Origin of the sequence: Streptomyces sp. CC228A, from assembly GCF_021390935.1 — a bacterium.
Lineage (GTDB): Bacteria > Actinomycetota > Actinomycetes > Streptomycetales > Streptomycetaceae > Streptomyces.
Genome location: NZ_JAJPUI010000006.1, coordinates 435044 through 452571, shown reverse-complemented (window position 1 = coordinate 452571; position 17528 = coordinate 435044). Strand labels below are relative to the sequence as shown.

Below are 17528 nucleotides of genomic sequence, written 5' to 3'. Positions count from 1 at the left end.
GGCCGCGGATGGGTCGAATCACCCACGGGGCGGCGGCGCGAGGCCGTGTTCGTACGCGTAGGCGGTCGCCGCCGTGCGGGAGGGGACGTCGAGCTTGGCGAACATGTTGCTCAGGTGCCGGGCCACGGTCTTCTCGCTGATGACCAGGGCGGCGGCGATCTCGCGGTTGGTGGCGCCGGCGGCGACGAGCCGCAGCACCTCCGCCTCCCGCGGGGTGAGCCCGCCGGGGAGCCGGTCGGCGCCCCGGTCCGGTGCCGCGCCGGTCCCGCGGGCCAGGCGGTCCGCGGCGGCCAGGTCCGGGGCGGCCCCGAGGTGGGAGAACACGGCGCGGGCGGCGTCCAGTTCCAGCGCGGCGGTGTCGTGGTCGCCGAGCGCGGCACCGGCCTGCGCCATCAGCAGGCGCACCCGTGCCGCCTCGTAGGGCGCCGCGAGCTGCTGCCACGCCGACCACGCGCGGCGCAGCGCCTCCCAGGCCGCCTGCGGTCGGCCTTCGGCGAGGAGCACCGCGCCGTCGGCGCCTGCCGCGACGGCCCGCAGGTACGGCGACGTGAGCGCGGCCGCGACCCGCGCGAGCGCGTCGGCGGCGGTGCGGGCGGCGCCGGGGTCGCCCGCCGCGAGGGCGATCTCGGCGTAGGCGGCGAGGACGCGGGAGCGCCGCACCTGGTCGTCCTCGGTCTCCGCGGCGACCCTGCGGATCGCGGTGAGGGCGTCGTCGGGCCTGCCCTGGGCCAGGCGGAGCAGGGCGAGCCCGGGTTGCGCCGGATGCCCCCACCGGTCCGCCTCGCGGTAGGCCGCCTCGGCGTCGGCGAAGGCGCCGCGCAGGCGCAGCAGTTCGGCCCGCTGGTAGTGGGCCATGCCGACGGCGGGGTCACCGGACGGCGTGGCGAGATGGGCGCATGCCTGCCGGGCTTCCGCGAGGGCGTCGGCCCAGTCCCCGCGCAGCTGCATGATCTCGGAGCGGTGGACCAGGCACTGGCCGCGGTAGGGCTTCAGGTCGGGCTGGTCGGCGCACCAGCGGCTCAGGGCGGCGGTCCACTCGGCGGCGCGGTGCACGTCGAAGACGTCCCGGCAAGCGATGATCACGGCGCAGTAGACGAGTCCGGCGGCGATCGGGGACACTTCGCCGGCGGTCACGCCGACCATGGCCTCGTCAAGCAGCGCGAGGCCGCGGGCGGTCTCCCCGGAGCCGATGAGTGCCTGGCCCTGGCCGAGGCGGCTGAGGGCGACGAGGTCGGGGTCGCCGAACCGGTCGGCCACGCGGCCGGCCTCGGTGAACCGGTCGCGGGCCGCGGTGTGGTCGCCGGCGCCCATGGCCTGCAGTCCGGCCGGCACCAGCAGGTACCCGCGCTCCACGGGGTCGCCGCCGGCCGCCTCCAGGAGGCGGGCGGCGCGGCCGAACCAGCCGCCGGCGCGTTCGTGGTGCCCGTACCGCGCCAGGGTGAGGCCGAGCCAGAAGGCGCAGCGCACGGCGGGCCCGGTCGCGCCCTCGGCGCACAGGGCGACATGGGCCCGCTCCCAGGCGTCGACGGCCTGCTCCTCGTGCCCGGTGAGGTAGGCGGCCTCCGCGAGCAGGACGAGGTCGGACGCGGTGGGAGCGCCCGGCGCCGGGCCCCCGGAAGGGGCGCCGCGCGCTCGGGGGCGCTCCCCGTGCGCGGCCGCCCCGCGGTCGCGTCGCGGTCGGCGGCCCCGTGGTCCTGGTCGGGGTGGGTCGCCCGGCATCCTGCTCGGGGGTGGGGCGCCCGGCGGGCCCCGCGGGGTCCGCGGCGGACAGCAGGGCGTACGCCTCCGCCCACGCGCGCCGCCGGAACGCCTCGCGGCCCGCCGCGGCAGGATCGGGGACGCGGCGGGCCGGGGCGGGGCGCGGTGTCGGGCGTCCTCCTGCGGGGCGGGTCCCGCCCGCGCGGGGCTCCCGCCGTGCCGCCCCGGTCGTCCGCTCACGGTGTGCCCGGGCTCAGGGGCGCAGGACGACCTTGCTGACGCCGTCCTCCTTGCGCTGGAACATCCGGTACGCGTGCGGCGCGTCGGACAGCGGCAGGTGGTGGGTCGCGAAGTCGTCGACGCCGAGCGGGTCGTCGTCGGTGAGCAGCGGCAGGATCTCGTCGGTCCAGCTGCGGACGTTGGCCTGCCCCATGCGGAGCTGGATCTGCTTGTCGAAGAGGGTCATCATCGGCAGCGGGTCCGCGGCGCCGCCGTACACGCCGGACAGGGAGATCGTGCCGCCGCGGCGCACCATGGCGATGGCGAGCTGCAGGGCGGACAGCCGGTCGGTGCCGGCCTTCCGGTGCAGGCGCGCGGCCCATGTGCGCGGCAGCAGCCCGGCGGCCTGCTGCTGGGCCCGGGCGACGGGGCTGCCGTGCGCCTCGGTGCCGACGGCGTCGATCACGGCGTCGGGGCCGCGGCCTTCCGTGCGGTCGCGGACCGCGGCGACCAGCTCGTCCTCGCTGTCGTACGAGGTGAGGTCGAAGACCTCGACGCCGCGGGTTCGGGCGCGGCCGAGGCGCTCCGGGACGAGGTCCACGCCGAACACCCGGTCGACGCCCTGGTGGAGGGCGATGCGGCAGCTCATCTCGCCGATGGGGCCGAGGCCGAGGACGGCGAGGGTGCCGCCGGGCGGCACGGCGGCGTACCGGACGGCCTGCCAGGCGGTGGGCAGCACGTCGGACAGGTACAGGAACCGGTCGTCGGGCGGCCCCTCGGGCACCTTGATGGGTCCGAACTGCGCCTGGGGGACGCGGAGGTACTCGGCCTGCGCACCGGGCACCGAGCCGTAGAGCCGGGAGTAGCCGAACAGTGCCGCGCCGGTGCCCTCGTCGGTGACCTGGGTGGTCTCGCACTGGGTGGGCAGGCCCTCGTCGCACGCCCAGCAGTGGCCGCAGGCGATCTGGAAGGGGACGACCACGCGGTCTCCGGGTCGGAGGTCCGGTACTTCCTCGCCGGTCTCCTCGACGATGCCGATGGGTTCGTGGCCGAGGATGTCGCCGGGTGTCATGAAGGGACCGAGCACCTCGTAGAGGTGCAGGTCCGAGCCGCACAGTCCGGTGGAGGTGACGCGGACGACGGCGTCGGTGGGTTCCTCGATGCGCGGGTCCGGGACGGTCTCGACGCGGACGTCGCGCTTTCCGTGCCAGGTGACGGCCCTCATGGGTGGGACTTCCTTCCGCTCGCGTCAGCGTCCCCTGCGGGTACCCGTGCCGGGGACGGCGAACCGTCGCACAGCACCGCGGTGCGCGGTTCGCGGGGCCCGCCGGCTGCCGGACCGGCGCGTCCCGGCCATCCCGGGGGACGGCCTGCGGCCGGGGTCCGGCGCCCGGACGGATCGCGCGCCTCCTTCGGCCGGCGGGCAGCGATCACGCGTCCCGTCACCCCGCCACCTCGCCCCCTCCCGCCCCTGGGGACAGCCTGCGTGCGCCCGTCGTCCGTACGCGGCGGTCCCGCTCGCGGGGCGCGGCGTGCCGCGGTACGCGCCGGCAGCCCGGCCGTGGGCAGCGGTGTGCGGTCCGGCGGCACTGCCCTGCCGAGTTGCCTGCCGCCGTCGCGGCGCCCCGCGGTCGGCAGGCGCGGCGGCGTCGCCTCTCTTTCGGACAGAGTTCGCCGCGGGGTCGGGCCGACTCTTCCTAAAAGGTTTAGACCAATGATAGGGATGGTCACCTACACGGCTCATTCAGCTACGCTGAGCGAAAATTGAGGGTTGAACATGGCTGAACCTCACGCTCCCACGGCGATTCCGCTCTACCTCCGGGTCGCCGCCGCGCTCCGGGACGACCTCACGCAACGCAGAATCGCCCCGGGCGCCCGGCTTCCCTCGGAGCGCTCGCTCGTGGACCGCTTCCAGGTGAACCGGCAGACCGTGCGCAGCGCGCTGCGGCTGCTGCGGGAGGAGCGGCTCGTGGTCACCGAGCGGCGCGGCACGTTCGCCGCCACGGAGCCCGGCCCGGTGGGCGGCGGCCCGGTCCTCGGGCCCGGCCTGATGGAGTTCCCCTGCGCGGTCGCCGCGCCCGGCGGCGGCGGGCGGCGCCGTTCGCCGCGGTGGAGGCGACGCTGGCCTGGGAGGCCGCACCGCCCGGGGCCGCGGAACTGCTGGGCCTGCTGCCGGGCGAGCCGACGCTGGTGCACCGGCACCGGCTGCTCGGCGCGGACGGGACGGCCGAGCGGGAGGCCGTGTCGCGGTTCTCCCGGCACGCCCTGGCGGAGGTGCCCGAGCTGGCCCGCTACCGGCGCCACGACGCGCGGGCGGGGCGTCCCGACATGCGGCTGCTGTACCAGTGGATGCACCGGGCGGGGCTGCGGCTGACGCTGCGGGAGTCGATCGGCGTCCACGTCCCCGCGGCCACGGCGTGCCTGACGGTCCACCGGGAGGTGCACGACCAGCACGGGCACGTCCTGGAGGTGACGGACATCCGGTTCGCGCCGGAGTCGGCGCCGCTGACGTACGAGTTCACGGGCTGACCCGTTCAGGGGACGGCGAGGCCGGCGGCGCGGGCGGCGCGCCCCAGGACGTCGGTGAGCATCCCGGGGGTGAGCCTGCCGGTGAAGGTGTTGCGCTGGCTGACGTGGTAGCAGCCGAAGACCGCCAGGTCCCGCGCGCCTGGGCCGGTCGCGGCGAGGGTGGCGCGGGCGCCGTGCCCGAAGGCGGGGCGGGGCCGCGGCACGGACCAGCCCGCCGCGGCCGCCGCCGGGAGCGCCGCCTGCCAGCCGTACCCGCCGAGCACCACCAGGGCGCGCAGGGTGGGGCGCAGCAGGGCCAGTTCGCGCACGAGCCAGGGGCGGCAGGTGTCGCGTTCGGCGGGCGTGGGGCGGTTGGCGGGCGGAGCGCAGTGGACGGGCGCGGTGACCCGGACTCCGGTGAGGCGCAGCCCGTCGTCCCGCGACACGGCGTCGGCCCGGCTGGCGAGCCCCAGCCGGTGGAGGGCGGCGAACAGGGCGTCGCCGGAGCGGTCGCCGGTGAACATGCGGCCCGTGCGGTTGCCTCCGTGGGCGGCGGGGGCGAGGCCCACGACGAGCAGGGAGGCGTCGTCGGGGCCGAAGCCGGGCACGGGCCGGGCCCAGTAGTCCCAGCCCTCGTAGGCGCGGCGGCCCTCGCGGGCGATCTGCTCGCGCCAGGCGACCAGGCGGGGGCAGGCCCGGCAGTGCGTGAGCCGCTCGTCCAGCGCGGGCACGGCGGCGGCGCGCGCGGCCTGGTCGGCGGGGAAGCCCGGCTCGTCCGGGCGTGCGGAGGGCATACGGCCGACGGTACCCCGCCGCGGCGCGCCGGCCGGGGCACACTGGCCTCATGACGGCGAAGCGCAGCGCGGGCCTGCTGCTGTTCCGCACCGCGGCGGGCGGTGGCGCGGAGGTGCTGCTCGCCCACATGGGGGGGCCGTTCTGGGCGCGGCGGGACGCCGGGGCCTGGTCGGTCCCGAAGGGCGAGTACGAGGCGGACGAGACGCCTGAGGCCGCCGCGCGCCGGGAGTTCGCGGAGGAGCTGGGGCTGCCGGTGCCCGGGGGTCCGCTGCTGCCGCTGGGCGAGGCGCGCCAGTCGGGCGGCAAGGTGGTGGCGGTCTGGGCGGTGGAGGCGGATCTGGACCCGTCGCTGGTGGTGCCGGGCACGTTCACCATGGAGTGGCCGCGCGGCTCCGGGGCCGTGCGCGAGTTCCCCGAGGTGGACCGGGTGGAGTGGTGCACGCCCGAGGAGGCCGCGGTGCGCCTGGTGACGGGTCAGCGGGTCTTCGTGGACCGGCTGTTGGAGTACCTCCGCGGACGCGGCGCGGGGTGAGTGTCAGTGCCGTGCGCGACAGTGGGGGGATGACCGTGACCCTGACGCCCCTCGAACGCGCCGCGGCACAGGCGTACCTCCGGCTCCTGGAGACCACGCGCGCCGTCCTGGCGGACCCCGGCCTCGCCCCCATGGCGGCCGTGCACCTGTCGTCACCGATGGCGGAGGCCGACGCCGCGCTGCGCCGTGCGGGCCTCGCGGGCAACGAGGAGCGGCTGCTGCGGCTCGTGTCCGCGGTGCGGATGCCCTGCCCGGGGCCTGGCGGCCCACGGCGGTAGGGCGGAAGCACACTGCCGTGGGGTGCGAAGAGGCGGCGCGCCCGAAGAGGCGGCGCGCCCGTCGGCGGGCGCTGTGTGTGGGGCCTGCCCGCCCGTCGGCGGGCTGCGTGAGGCGCCTGCCCGCCCGCAGGGTGCTCGGTGAGGCGCCTGCCCGCCCGTAAGGCCAGCGCCGCGAGCGGGCGTACGACGCCGGGAACGGCGACCCGGAAGCGGTCCGGCCGCGTGCCCCCGCTCCTCCGGTCAGCGCCCCGCCGAGGCGGCACCGGCGGGCACCCGCGCCGCCCTCGGCCCATCGACGTCCGGCGCACCGGCGTGCAGTGCGCCGCCGCCCCCGGGTGGCGGCCATGAGCACCGGCCCCCGCCTGGGCCGACCTGGTACGCAACCGTCGGCAGCCGGGCTCTCGCGGCAGCCGGCCGCCGCGCCTTGACCCGGTTGACCACCGCGAACGCCACGCGGCCGGGGGGCCGTAGCGGTCCGGCGGGTCAGCCCTCCAGCCAGCCGTGGTGGCGGGCCAGCTCGGTGACGCGGGAGCGCACCCGCTTCAGCTGGGACGTCGTGAGGGTGCCGTCCGCCTCGATGAGCGCCTCCGTCAGCTCCGCCTGGAACTCCGCCGTGGTCAGCACGTCCAGTCCCTCGTCGTCCAGGTCCTCCACCGGGACGCGGTCCGGCACCGCCGCGACCGGGGCGCGGCGCCCCGCCGAGCGGTCCACCAGGCGGATCTCCGACGCCTTGGGGCCCTTGTCGCCCATCTCCAGGTAGAACTCGACCTCACGCCCGGCCTGGTACAGGTACTTGTCGTCCACCAGGTCGTTGGCGTGCATGAAAACGTCCTCGCCGCCCTCGCGGGGGACGATGAAGCCGTAGCCGCGCACCTCGTCGAACCGCAGGATCTTCCCCACCATCAGCACAGCCGTACCTCCACACCTCGCCGCTGCGTGCCGGGCCACACCCTAGTGATCCGCCGGGGCGGCGCCGTCACGGGGTGGGCCCCGGTGCGCCTCGGCCCAGCAGCTCCGCGAGGCCCGGCCGCGTCGCGGCCAGGACGACGCGGTCCTCGGCCCGCAGAACGTACCCGGGGTGCAGGTCCCACACCAAACCGGTGTTGCGCAGGCCGCCGCCCTCGGAGTGGACCGCCGCCAGGTCCGGTCGGCGCTGCTCCGGCGCCGTCGCGTCCAGGGCGACGACCCGCCACGCGCCCGGCCGGAACGCCTCCGCGACGGTGCGGCCCTCCAGTTCGGGGTGCCCCGCCACCACGACCGCGGCGAAGAGCAGCACCCGCCGCTCCACCGGCATGGCCCCGAGGATCTGACGGCCCATCATCGCCCCGGCGAAGGCCGGCGCCGCCAGGTGCGACACGCTGCGGCTGCGGGTGAGGGCCTCGGGGTGCGCCACGCGCAGGGTGCGGTAGACCGCGGTCGCGATGTCGTCGTCGTACAGCCGCAGCACCACCCGCAGGTCGGCGCGCAGGGACCGGGCGTAGAGCACCGCTTCGAGGTTGGTGATGTCCAGGCTGGTGAGGGCCAGCAGCGAGTGCGCCTTGTGGAGGCGGGCCGCCTCCAGCACGCCTTCCTCGGTGGCGTCGCCGAGGACCACGGGCACGCGCAGCCGGCGGGCCGTGGCGATGCCCCGCGCCTCCGGGTCGGACTCCACGCAGACCACGGGGATGTCCAGCTCCCGCAGCCGGCTCAGCACGCGGGTGCCGACCTTGCCGAGCCCGATCAGCACCACGTGGCCGGACAGTCCGCGCGGCGGGCGGCGCAGCGCCGTCGCGGTGCGGAAGGTGCCGAGCGCCTCCAGGATCGCGGCGACCAGGACGGGGAGCAGCAGCAGCCCGACGAAGCCGGACAGGATCTGCAGGACCTGCCGTTCGACGGGCTCCCCCACCGCCGGGTCGCCGATCGCGAACAGGTCGAGCAGCGTCAGGTACGCCGCCCGCAGCGGGCCCGCCTCCCTGGTGGTGAGCCACATGGCGACCGCGATGCCCGCGACGGCGAGCACCAGGCCGGCGAAGGACCAGCGCAGGCGCCGGGAGAAGAAGGAGCGGAGCGGCACGGCACCGGTGCCGAGCCGCTGGGGGCGGAGGGTGGGGCCCGCGTACGAGATCGCCTCCAGCGCCACGATGCCTCGCCCGGGTGCGGCGGCGACCGTCCGGTCGTCGGGCAGCAGCTGCGGACCCTGTTCCCCGCTGCTGTCGGAACCGTCGCTGCCGGCCGGGTCGTTGGCGCTCGACGACAGCAGGGCGAGCGGGCACAGTCCGTGGTCGGCCACCTCGCCGCGGCCGGGCGGGGTGCGTTCGACGGCGCGCAGCAGCAGCCCGTCCGCGTGGATGATCTTGCTGGTTCCGGCGACGGCGGTGGCCGCGAGCGCCGGGGCGGCGGTGTCCGCGTCGGACAGCACGGTGGTGGAGGCGTCGAGGACCTCCGGGTCGATGTCCGGCAGGGCGAGGGCCGCGGCCTGGTCGAGCAGTTCTTCCAGGTGCTGGCCGAGCTTCCGGTTGTACATGCGGATGACGAGCCGCAGCGCCGGGTTGAGGCGGCGTGCCAGCAGCGCGGTCCGGATGTTGGTCTCGTCGTCCTCGTGGACCAGGGCCAGTGCGGCGGCCCGCTCCACGCCGGCGTCGAGCAGGGCGGCCTCGTCGACGTCGGCGACCTCCAGCAGCCGCACGTCGGCGTCCGCGGGGTGCCCGGTGGCGGGGGGTTGCGGGGCCGTCGCGTCCCCCGCGGTCCGGCCGCCGGGCCCCGTCCGGGCGTCAGGGCCAGGGCCGGGGCCGCCGGTCCGGGACACCGCGGCGGACATCCGGCCGAACAGGGCGAACGCGCCGCGGCCCGGCCGGGGAGCCGCCGCCGTGCGCTGCTGCGGTACGGGGGCGGTGCGGCCGGGGACGACGAGGACCACCCGCTCCCGGTAGACGTCGTGCAGTTCGCGCGCGAGGCGGTCCGCCAGCGCGTCGTCGCCGCAGACGACCATGTGTCCGGTGTCGGGGGCGCGGGAGGGCTGCTGAGGAATCGGAAACACCCGCCAAGCATGCCGGTGGTCCGCGCCGCCCCGTCCACGGGGTCGGGTGGGACGGCCGAGCGAGGGCCTTGAGGGGCAGGGCAGTTGGGGGTCGCGGGCCGGTGGCGGCCGCGCCCCCGGGCGGCGGGGGCACCGCCCGGCGTCCCGGGGTCCGCGCCAGCGGATCTCCACCGGGACGCGATGCCGGTGACGCACCATCACCGCCGGCGGCTCCCCGTCCCCGCCGCCCCCGTCCCTGGAGGTCTTTCGTGACGTCGACTGCCGACCGCACCACCGCACCCGCCCGCAGGCGCCCGCGGGCGCTGCCCGCCGCCGCCTGCGCCGCCGCGCTGCTGCTCGCCGCCGGCTGCGGCTCGGACGGCGGGGGGCCCGGCGAGGCGAAGGGAGGGGTGCCGGTGGTGGAGCAGGGCAAGCTGACCACGTGCACGCACCTGCCGTACCCGCCGTTCCAGTCCGAGCGGGACGGCCGGGTGGTCGGCTTCGACGTGGCCCTGGTCGACCTCGTGGCAGAGGACCTGGGGGTCGAGCAGAAGATCCTGGACACGCCGTTCGAGAACTTCAAGACCGGGGCGTTCCTGAACTCCGGCGAGTGCGACCTCGCCGCCGCGGGCATGACGATCACCGACGAGCGGAAGAAGAACGTGGACTTCTCGCTCCCGTACTTCGACGCCACCCAGGCGCTCCTCGCCTCGAAGAAGAGCGGCGCCGCCTCGCTCGCGGACGTCAAGGCGCGCACACTGCGGCTGGGCGCCCAGGCCGGGACCACCGGCGAGAGCCACGCGAAGAGCCAGGGCCTCGATCCGGTGGCGTTCGAGAGCTCCGACGCCGTGCTGAACGGGCTGCGCACGGGGCAGGTCGACGCCGTCGTCATCGACTACCCCGTCGTGCAGGGCTGGCTCAAGGACCCGGCGACCGCGGACGCGTTCCGGCTGGCCGAGGACATCGAGACCGGCGAGCAGTACGGCTTCTCCGTGAAGAAGGGCAACGACGCGCTGCGGGCCGCCATCGACAAGGCGCTGCGGGACGCCAAGGCCGACGGCACGTACGACAAGCTGTACGAGGAGTGGATCGGGCCGCTGCCCGCCTCCGCGAAGGACGCTTCGTGACGGGTCGGTCGACGCGGCGCCGGCGGCAGCGGGCCGTACGGGGCCTGCAGTACGCGGTGTTCGCCGCCGGGGTGGGGCTCGTCGCCGCCACGGCCGACTGGGCGCGGCTGCGGCAGCAGTTCGCGCAGCCGGACCTGGCGCGGCGGCTGTTCCCCGAGATCATCACCACGGCCCTGCTCAACACCGTGGTCTACACGCTGTCCGGTTTCGTGTTCGGACTGGTGCTGGGCCTGGTCGTCGCGCTGATGCGGCTGTCGTCGGTGGCGCCCTACCGGTGGCTGGCGGGCGCCTACATCGAGTTCTTCCGCGGCCTGCCCGCCCTGCTGATCTTCATCTTCGTGGGGGTCGCCGTGCCGCTGGCCTTCCCCGGGACGGAGGTCCCGGGCGGTACGTACGGGAAGGTGGCACTGGGCCTGGGCCTGGTGGCGGCGGCGTACATCGCCGAGACGATCCGCGCGGGCATCCAGGCGGTGCCGCGCGGCCAGTGGGAGGCCGCACGCTCCCTGGGCTTCTCGCAGGCCCGGGCCATGGTGTCGGTGGTCGTCCCGCAGGCGCTGCGGATCGTGGTGCCGCCGCTGACGAACGAGCTGGTGCTGCTGTTCAAGGACTCGTCGCTGGTGCTGTTCCTGGGGGTGACGCTGGAGGAGCGGGAGCTGACCAAGTTCGGCCGGGACCTGGCCGGCCAGACGGCCAACTCCACACCGATCCTGGTCGCGGGGCGGTGCTACCTGCTGGTGACGGTGCCGCTGGGCCTGGTGGTGCGCCGTCTTGAGGCGCGTGCGGGAAGGGGCCGATGAGCATGGGGGGCGCGAGGACGCGGCCGGAGGTCGAGATCCGGGGGCTGCGCAAGGCGTTCGGCGGCACCGAGGTGCTGCGCGGCATCGACCTGGAGGTGGCGCGGGGCGAGGTGGTGTGCGTCATCGGTCCTTCGGGGTCGGGCAAGTCGACGCTGCTGCGGTGTGTGAACCTGCTGGAGGAGCCGACGTCGGGGCGGGTCGTCGTCGGCGGAACCGAGGTCACGGACCCGGATACGGACATCGACGCGGTGCGGCGCGGGATCGGCATGGTGTTCCAGCAGTTCAACCTGTTCCCGCACGTCACCGTGGAGGAGAACCTGACGCTGCCGCAGCGCCGGGTGCTGCGGCGCGGCAGGGCCGAGGCGGTGCGGGTGGCGCGTGAGCACCTGGAGCGCGTCGGCCTGGCGGACCGGGCCGGCGCCTACCCGGCGCAGCTCTCCGGGGGGCAGCAGCAGCGGGTGGCGATCGCACGGGCGCTGGCGATGGACCCGGAGGTGATGCTGTTCGACGAGCCGACCTCGGCACTGGACCCGGAGCTGGTCGGGGAGGTGCTGGCGGTGATGCGGGGGCTCGCCGGGCAGGGCATGACGATGATGGTCGTGACACACGAGATGGGCTTCGCCCGCGAGGTGGCGGACCGGGTGGTGTTCATGGACGGCGGACTGATCGTGGAGGAGGGCCCGGCGGATCAGGTCGTGGGAGCGCCCAGGGAGGCGCGGACCCGGGACTTCCTGACGCGGATCCTGCACCCGGCGGCCGCGGGCGGACCGGGCGGAGGCCGCTGAGCCCCTGCCCGGGACGGGGCCGGCGGCACACGGCTCAGCAGCTCAGCAGCTCAGCAGCACGGCGGCTGGCGGCTGGCTGGCTGGCTGGCTGGCTGGCTGGCTGGCGGCTGACCGTAGACCGCGTACGGGGGAATCGGGCGGAGACCGCGACGCAGGCCACCGCGACGGCCGGGCGGCCCGGCAAGAGGGCCGGGGCGGCCGGCGGCCCGGCGGCCCCGCGAGGAGAAGCGGGAGCCGGCGGCCGGGGGCGGGCCGGTGACCCGGGGGCGGGCCGCCGTGCGGAGCCGTCCGGAGGAGTTCGCGGACCGGGAGGGGTGGAACGCGGCGTTGCGGGTACTCGGGCCGCTCCCCATCCGAGGCGGCCCAATGTGAAGGGGGCGCAAAAAGGTGACACAAGCGCATGAGGCCCAGCGGCGCGGCGGCGCCGGGCCCGCGGGTTCCGCGGAGCTGCGGATCGCGGAGCCGGCCCCCGTGCCCGGCGAGGTGGCAGGCGGCCCGCCGCTGCCACCGGACCGCACCCAGGCCATCCTGGAGGCCACCAAGCAGGTGGCGGGCCTGCTCAAGAGCGGCGGGCACCGCTTCGCGCTCGCAGGGAGCGTCGCCGCGTACGCGCACGGCGTCCCGGCCAGCCTCCAGCACGACACCGACTTCGCCATCCTCCGCGACGACGAGGAGGCGGTGACGCGGGAGCTGGAGCAGGGGGGCATCAAGGTGCGCAGAGCTCCGGAGGACTGGCTGATCAAGGCGACCTGCCGCGGTGAGGAGATCGACCTGATCTTCGAGCTGGCCCGGCACCCGGTCACGGAAGACCTGCTGGACCGCGCGCTGGTGCTCCCCGTCGACTCGGTCCACATGCCGGTGCTGGCCCCCACCGATCTGATGGGCAGCCAGCTCGCGGCGTTCTCGGAGCACCACTGCGACTTCGGTGCGGTGCTGCCGATCGCCCGCGCACTGCGCGAGAAGATCGACTGGGAGGCGCTGCGCCGGGACAACAAGGGGGCTCCCATGCCCGAGGCGTTCCTCTTCCTGCTGGAGCGCCTGCACGTCATCCAGCCGAGGGAGGAACTCCCATGAGCGGCGCCGACACGGCCGAATACCGCATCGCCCACCTGCGGGACCGGCTCGCCAGCGAGGACATCGCGGAACTCGGCGTGCGGATCGAGCAGCGCGGCGCCGGCGTGATGCTGTACGGCACCGTGTCCACGGTCGCCTGCCGCAACGAGATCCTGCGCATCGCCCAGGACGAGCTGTCCGGGCTCCCCCTCCACGAGGACCTGGTGGTGGCGGTCACGGACGCCCCGAACCATCCCGAGGAGCTGTCATGATCCGGGTAGCGGCGGTCGGCGACATCCATCTGTCACCGGACGGCGCGGGGACGCTGCGGCCCGCGTGGGACACCCTGGGCGAGCGCGCGGACATGCTGCTGCTCGCCGGGGACCTGACCCGGCACGGAACGGTCGAGGAGGCGCGGGTGGTGGCCCGCGAGGTGGCCGGGCTCCCGGTGCCCGTCGTCGCGGTCCTCGGCAACCACGACTACCAGAGCGACCTCCAGGACGACGTCACGGCCGTCCTGGAGGAGGTCGGTGTGATCGTGCTGGAGGGGTCGGGGACGGTGCTGTCGGTGGGCGGCACCCGGGTCGGCATCGCCGGTACGAAGGGCTTCGGCGGCGGCTTCGCGGGGCGCAGCGGCGGCGAGTTCGGCGAGCCGGAGATGAAGGCGTTCATCCGCTACACCCGGCGCTGCGCCGAGGGGCTGGCCGCGTCGCTGCGGGCCCTGAAGGAGGCGGACGGCTGCGCCGTGCGGATCGCGCTGACGCACTTCTCGCCGGTGCCGGACACCCTGGCCGGGGAGCCGCCGGAGATCTACCCGTTCCTCGGCAGCTACCTGCTGGCGGAGGCGGTGGACGACGCGGGCGCGGACCTGGCGGTGCACGGCCACGCGCATCTGGGGACCGAGCACGGCATGACCAGCGGCGGCGTGCGGGTGCGGAACGTGGCGCAGCCCGTGCTGGGCAGCGCCTTCGCGGTGTACCACCTGCCGGTGCACGTCTCGCCCACCTCCCTGGTCGCGGGGCAGGAGGAGGCGGTGGCCGTCCGCTAACCGGGCGGGGGCGGGGGGCCGGCGGCCTCGCGGACCGCGGTGTGGACGGCTCGGGCGAGGCGGGCGCCCCACAGGGAGCGCGGGCCCGCGAAGGCGTGGGCCTCGCCGTCCCGGCCGGGGGCGCGGGCGGCGACGCACACGGCGTCGGTGGGGGTGCCGGAGCAGTCGTAGCCCGTGTCCAGCAGCGCCTGGACCTTGGCTTCGGTGGCGGTGGCGACGGCGTTGACCAGCGCGGCGTCGGTGAGGGCGACGGGCAGGGCGACGACGATGTTGACCGTGCCCGGGGCCGCGGGCACGGCCGTGCCCCGGCCGGGTGCGGCGGCCCACCCCCGCACGCCCAGCCCGGCGGTGGCCACGGCCTGCGCGCCGCCGTCCTCGCCCCGGCCGTGGGCGCGGACGTCCGCGGCCGTCATCAGCCCGACGCCCGGGCCCGTCACCCCGGCGGCGCGGGCCAGTTCCGCCAGGTGCCGGGCCGGATCGGTGCGCCGGTAGCCGTGGGACACCTGGGCGTTGAGGACCCAGGACCGCTCGCCCACGCCGCCGCCGAGCACGGCGCTGCTGATCATCCGCCAACCCGCCCCGGCCCGCCACAGCAGGCCGTGCAGCCGCTCGCCGTCCTCGGTACGGCCGAGCCGGTCGACGTGCAGCAGTCCTCCTGCGGTGCGGGGCGGCGGGACGACGGCGGACACGATGCGACTCCTCGGGGGCGGGAACCGACTGATCCTACGCCGTGGCCCGCCGCGGCCCGGTGGCCGGGAGATCCGGTGCCGGGAGCCGGGAGCCGGACGGCAGACGGCAGACGGCAGACGGCAGACGGCAGACGGCAGACCATGAAGGGAAGGCCGCGGACGGCCGACGGCGGGAAGGCGCAAGCGGCAGGAGGCTGTGGCGGAGGCGGCGTCAGGGGCGGCGTCCGCGTACCGGAGGCTGCTGCGCCCACCGGCCGCGCCGGCACCGTTAGGACCAGGCGTCCCGCGGGTAACGGGGGTACGGCACCATCGGGCACACCAGGTCAGGAGTCGCATCGTGACGGACGACAGCCGCAAGACGCCCGCCGGCGGGGGCGGACGGCGTACACCCGCCACCGCGGCGGGCCCCGGCAGGCGGCCGGCCGCCGCGTGACGGGCGCCGTGCCCGCGCCGGCGGCCCGTGCCTCACGGGCGGCGCCAGGCGTCGCTGTCCAGGTGGGAGCCCGCCTGCGGGCCCATCCGCAGCATGCCGCCGTCCACGGTCCAGGACGCGCCGGTGACGTACGAGGCGTCCTCGCCGGCCAGGAACGCGATGACGGCCGCGACCTCGCGGGCGTCGCCCGGGCGGCCGAGCGGGATGCCGGGGCGCTCCCGGGTGCGGACGTCGACGTCCTCCTGGCCGGTCATCGGGGTGGCGATCTCGCCGGGCGCCACCGCGTTGACGGTGATGCCGTGCTCCGCCAGCTCCAGGGCGAGGACCTGGGTGAGCAGGCCGAGCCCGCCCTTGGCGGCGCAGTACGGGGCGGCTCCGACGCGCGGCTGGTGCTCGTGCACGGACGTGACGTTGACGATGCGGCCGCCGTCGCCCTGCGCGATCATCCGGCGGGCGGCGTGCTGGCTGCACAGGAACGGGCCGATCAGGTCGACGTCGACGACGTCCCGTACGACGTCGTACGGCAGGTCGAGGAAGGGCGTGGCGGTTCCGATACCGGCGTTGTTGACGAGCACGTCTACACGGCCGAGCCGTGCGGCGAGTTCCTCGACGGCCTGCGCCGCGTCGGGCAGCGCGGTCAGGTCCATGGGCGCCAGTTCGGCGCGGCGCCCGTGGGACCGGACCTCCTCGGCGGTGCCGGCGGCGCCCTCGTGGTCGCCATGCCACGTGATGCCGACGTCCATGCCCTGCCGGGCGAGGTGGACGGCGGTGGCGCGGCCGATGCCGGAGTCGGAGCCGGTGACGATGGCGACGCGGGCGCCCTGCCGGGCGGGGGTGCGCTGGTTCATGTGTCGGCCGGTACCACGGGCGGCACACCGCAAACGCCGGGCCCGGCGGGGAGGTGAGGTCGCCCGATGGCGAAGGCACACGAGCCGCGGGGCGCCCGGCGGACGCCGGAGGCCCGCGACGCGGTGGTCAAACTGGTGCGGCGGACCACGGAGCCCGTCGCCGCGCAGACGCTGCGCTCGACGGCGGCGGCCGTCATCTCGTACGTGGTGGCGCTGATGTTCCTGCCCGCGCAGCCCGCCCCGCTCACGGCTCCGCTCACGGCGCTCCTCGTGGTGCAGGTGACGCTGTACGCGACGCTCACCAACGGCATCCGGCGGGTGAACTCCGTGGTGGCGGGCGTGCTGGTGGCGATCGGCTTCAGCACGCTGGTGGGGCTGACGTGGTGGAGCCTCGGCCTGACGATCTTCGCGGCGCTGATCGTGGGTCACCTGGTCAGGGTCAGCGAGTACGTCCCCGAGGTGGCGATCAGCGCGATGCTGGTCCTCGGGGTGACGCAGGCCGTGGGGTCGGCCGCCTGGCACCGGGTCCTGGAGACACTGATCGGGGCGGGGGTGGGCCTGCTGTTCAACCTGCTGCTGGCGCCGCCCGTGTGGGTGGAGTCGGCGGGCGCCTCCATCCAGGGGCTGGCCCGCGGCATGGGGAACATGCTCCGCGAGATGGGCGACGACGTGGCCGGTCTCGGCCATGTGCCGGTGGCGCACGCGGCGGCCCGCCTGCACGAGGCGCGGCGGCTGGACCACGACATCGTGGAGGTGGACGCGTCGCTGCGGCAGGCCGAGGAGAGCCTGCGTCTGAACCCGCGGGTCCGGCAGGGGCTGCTGGCACGGGTGGCGCTGCGGACGGGCCTCGACACGCTGGAGATCTGCGCGGTGGTGCTGCGGGTGCTGTCGCGGACGATGACGGACCTGGCGAAGTTCCGGACGGATGAGCGGTTGTTCCCGCCGGACGTGGCAGCCGGGCTCCAGCAGGTGTTCGGCCACATGGCTCGGGCGGTGGAGAGCTTCGCGCAGCTCGTCACCACGCAGGTCGCGGCCCGCGCGGAGGAGGCCGAGGACCGGCTCGGGGAGGCGCTCGCGGCCGGCAGGGCCGCCCGCGACCGGGTCGCCGACCTGCTGCTGGAGGACGTGCAGGAGCATCCGCGGCAGTGGCAGCTGCACGGGGCGCTGCTGAGCGAGATCGACCGGATCCTGGACGAGTTGGACGTCGACAAGCGGACGGAGCGGCTCACGCAGGAGCTCGACCGGCGGGCGGCCGAGCTGGGCGAGCGCTACCCGCGGCTGGCCACGCTGGCCGCCCGGCTGCGCAGGGAGCTGTAGGGGCGACACGCCCTGCCGACGGGCGCCGCCCGCGGCCGGCCGCGGGTGTCCCTGGCCGGCCCGGTCCCCGCGGCGGCGGGCCCGCGCCGGGCCCGCGCCGGTGGGCGGCCCGCCCTGACCCCAGCGGTCGGAGCGGCGGACGAGCACGGCGGCGGGCACCGGCGGCGGGCGGGCGGCGAGCGGCGGGGCACCGGACGGCGGCCGGACGGCGAACGGCGGAGCCCGCGCGCGAGCGAGCGAGGCGCAGCGCACACCGCGCGCAGGAGAGGCGCGGCGGATACCGGGCGCAGGACGGCAGGGGCGGCGCTCGCCGGGCGCGGGACGGCAGGGGGGCGGCGCTCGCCGGGCGCGGGACGGACGGAAGCGCGGCGGAGATAAGGAAGGCCCCGGCTGGACGGGGGAACCA

17 protein-coding genes and 1 pseudogene are annotated in these 17528 nt (G+C 76.2%); 11 read left to right on the top strand and 7 right to left on the bottom strand.

All coding sequences use genetic code 11. The features are described 5' to 3' along the window. Positions 1–18: 18 nt before the first annotated feature. Both L6E17_RS19915 and L6E17_RS19910 read right to left on the bottom strand, forming a co-directional pair. Complete coding sequence (locus L6E17_RS19915) at positions 19–1719, bottom strand: helix-turn-helix transcriptional regulator (RefSeq protein ID WP_236242083.1); 1701 nt, start codon at positions 1717–1719, stop codon at positions 19–21. A gap of 232 nt (positions 1720–1951) precedes the next feature. Further along, complete coding sequence (locus L6E17_RS19910) at positions 1952–3142, bottom strand: zinc-dependent alcohol dehydrogenase (protein ID WP_236242082.1); 1191 nt, start codon at positions 3140–3142, stop codon at positions 1952–1954. Positions 3143–3694: 552 nt separating this feature from the next. Here L6E17_RS19910 and L6E17_RS31085 point away from each other — a divergent pair. Then, positions 3695–3847 (top strand): annotated as a pseudogene (locus L6E17_RS31085) (GntR family transcriptional regulator); the annotation flags it as partial. 179 nt (positions 3848–4026) lie between these two features. After that, positions 4027–4446, top strand: coding sequence for a hypothetical protein (locus L6E17_RS31080; protein WP_236242149.1), 420 nt, complete (start codon positions 4027–4029; stop codon positions 4444–4446). Positions 4447–4451: 5 nt separating this feature from the next. On the opposite strand, the gene L6E17_RS19895 is transcribed toward L6E17_RS31080, so the two are convergent. After that, positions 4452–5219, bottom strand: a complete 768-nt coding sequence (locus L6E17_RS19895; RefSeq protein WP_236242081.1) for a uracil-DNA glycosylase — start codon at positions 5217–5219, stop codon at positions 4452–4454. Positions 5220–5269: 50 nt separating this feature from the next. Between L6E17_RS19895 and L6E17_RS19890 the strand changes: the two genes are divergently transcribed. Together L6E17_RS19890 and L6E17_RS19885 are read left to right on the top strand one after the other, a co-directional pair. Continuing rightward, complete coding sequence (locus L6E17_RS19890; RefSeq protein WP_236242080.1) at positions 5270–5752, top strand: NUDIX domain-containing protein; 483 nt, start codon at positions 5270–5272, stop codon at positions 5750–5752. Positions 5753–5781: 29 nt separating this feature from the next. Then, positions 5782–6030, top strand: a complete 249-nt coding sequence (locus L6E17_RS19885) for a hypothetical protein (RefSeq protein ID WP_236242079.1) — start codon at positions 5782–5784, stop codon at positions 6028–6030. A gap of 483 nt (positions 6031–6513) precedes the next feature. Here L6E17_RS19885 and L6E17_RS19880 read toward each other — a convergent pair whose 3' ends face one another. Continuing rightward, positions 6514–6939, bottom strand: a complete 426-nt coding sequence (locus L6E17_RS19880) for a cold-shock protein (protein ID WP_236242078.1) — start codon at positions 6937–6939, stop codon at positions 6514–6516. Between the two features lie 67 nt (positions 6940–7006). Then, positions 7007–8998, bottom strand: coding sequence for an NAD(P)-binding protein (locus tag L6E17_RS19875; protein WP_236242144.1), 1992 nt, complete (start codon positions 8996–8998; stop codon positions 7007–7009). Between the two features lie 296 nt (positions 8999–9294). Between L6E17_RS19875 and L6E17_RS19870 the strand changes: the two genes are divergently transcribed. The 6 genes from L6E17_RS19870 (at position 9295) to L6E17_RS19845 (ending at position 13835) form a co-directional block, all read left to right on the top strand. Further along, positions 9295–10152 (top strand): transporter substrate-binding domain-containing protein, encoded by an 858-nt coding sequence (locus L6E17_RS19870; RefSeq protein WP_374109094.1) that lies wholly within the window; start codon positions 9295–9297, stop codon positions 10150–10152. Then, the gene (locus L6E17_RS19865; RefSeq protein WP_236242077.1) at positions 10149–10949 is read left to right on the top strand and encodes an amino acid ABC transporter permease; all 801 of its coding nucleotides are present in this window, start codon (positions 10149–10151) and stop codon (positions 10947–10949) included. Before L6E17_RS19870 ends, L6E17_RS19865 begins: the two co-directional genes overlap by 4 nt. After that, complete coding sequence (locus tag L6E17_RS19860; RefSeq protein WP_308315909.1) at positions 10946–11734, top strand: amino acid ABC transporter ATP-binding protein; 789 nt, start codon at positions 10946–10948, stop codon at positions 11732–11734. Before L6E17_RS19865 ends, L6E17_RS19860 begins: the two co-directional genes overlap by 4 nt. 387 nt (positions 11735–12121) lie before the next feature. Beyond that, a complete protein-coding gene (locus L6E17_RS19855) occupies positions 12122–12808 on the top strand; it encodes a hypothetical protein (protein ID WP_374109093.1) in 687 nt (228 codons plus the stop codon). Continuing rightward, the gene (locus tag L6E17_RS19850) at positions 12805–13059 is read left to right on the top strand and encodes a hypothetical protein (RefSeq protein WP_236242076.1); all 255 of its coding nucleotides are present in this window, start codon (positions 12805–12807) and stop codon (positions 13057–13059) included. Before L6E17_RS19855 ends, L6E17_RS19850 begins: the two co-directional genes overlap by 4 nt. Then, entirely contained in the window at positions 13056–13835 is a 780-nt protein-coding gene (locus L6E17_RS19845; protein ID WP_236242075.1) for a metallophosphoesterase, read from the top strand. Before L6E17_RS19850 ends, L6E17_RS19845 begins: the two co-directional genes overlap by 4 nt. On the opposite strand, the gene L6E17_RS19840 is transcribed toward L6E17_RS19845, so the two are convergent. Together L6E17_RS19840 and L6E17_RS19835 are read right to left on the bottom strand one after the other, a co-directional pair. Continuing rightward, positions 13832–14524 carry an adenosylcobinamide amidohydrolase gene (locus L6E17_RS19840; RefSeq protein ID WP_236242074.1) on the bottom strand — a complete coding sequence of 231 codons (693 nt, stop codon included), beginning with the start codon at positions 14522–14524 and terminating at the stop codon, positions 13832–13834. The genes L6E17_RS19845 and L6E17_RS19840 overlap by 4 nt on opposite strands. Positions 14525–14989: 465 nt before the next feature. Then, the gene (locus L6E17_RS19835; protein WP_236242073.1) at positions 14990–15805 is read right to left on the bottom strand and encodes an SDR family oxidoreductase; all 816 of its coding nucleotides are present in this window, start codon (positions 15803–15805) and stop codon (positions 14990–14992) included. 66 nt (positions 15806–15871) lie between these two features. Here L6E17_RS19835 and L6E17_RS19830 point away from each other — a divergent pair, with 66 nt between their 5' ends. After that, positions 15872–17122, top strand: coding sequence for an aromatic acid exporter family protein (locus L6E17_RS19830; protein WP_236242072.1), 1251 nt, complete (start codon positions 15872–15874; stop codon positions 17120–17122). Positions 17123–17528 lie beyond the last annotated feature (406 nt).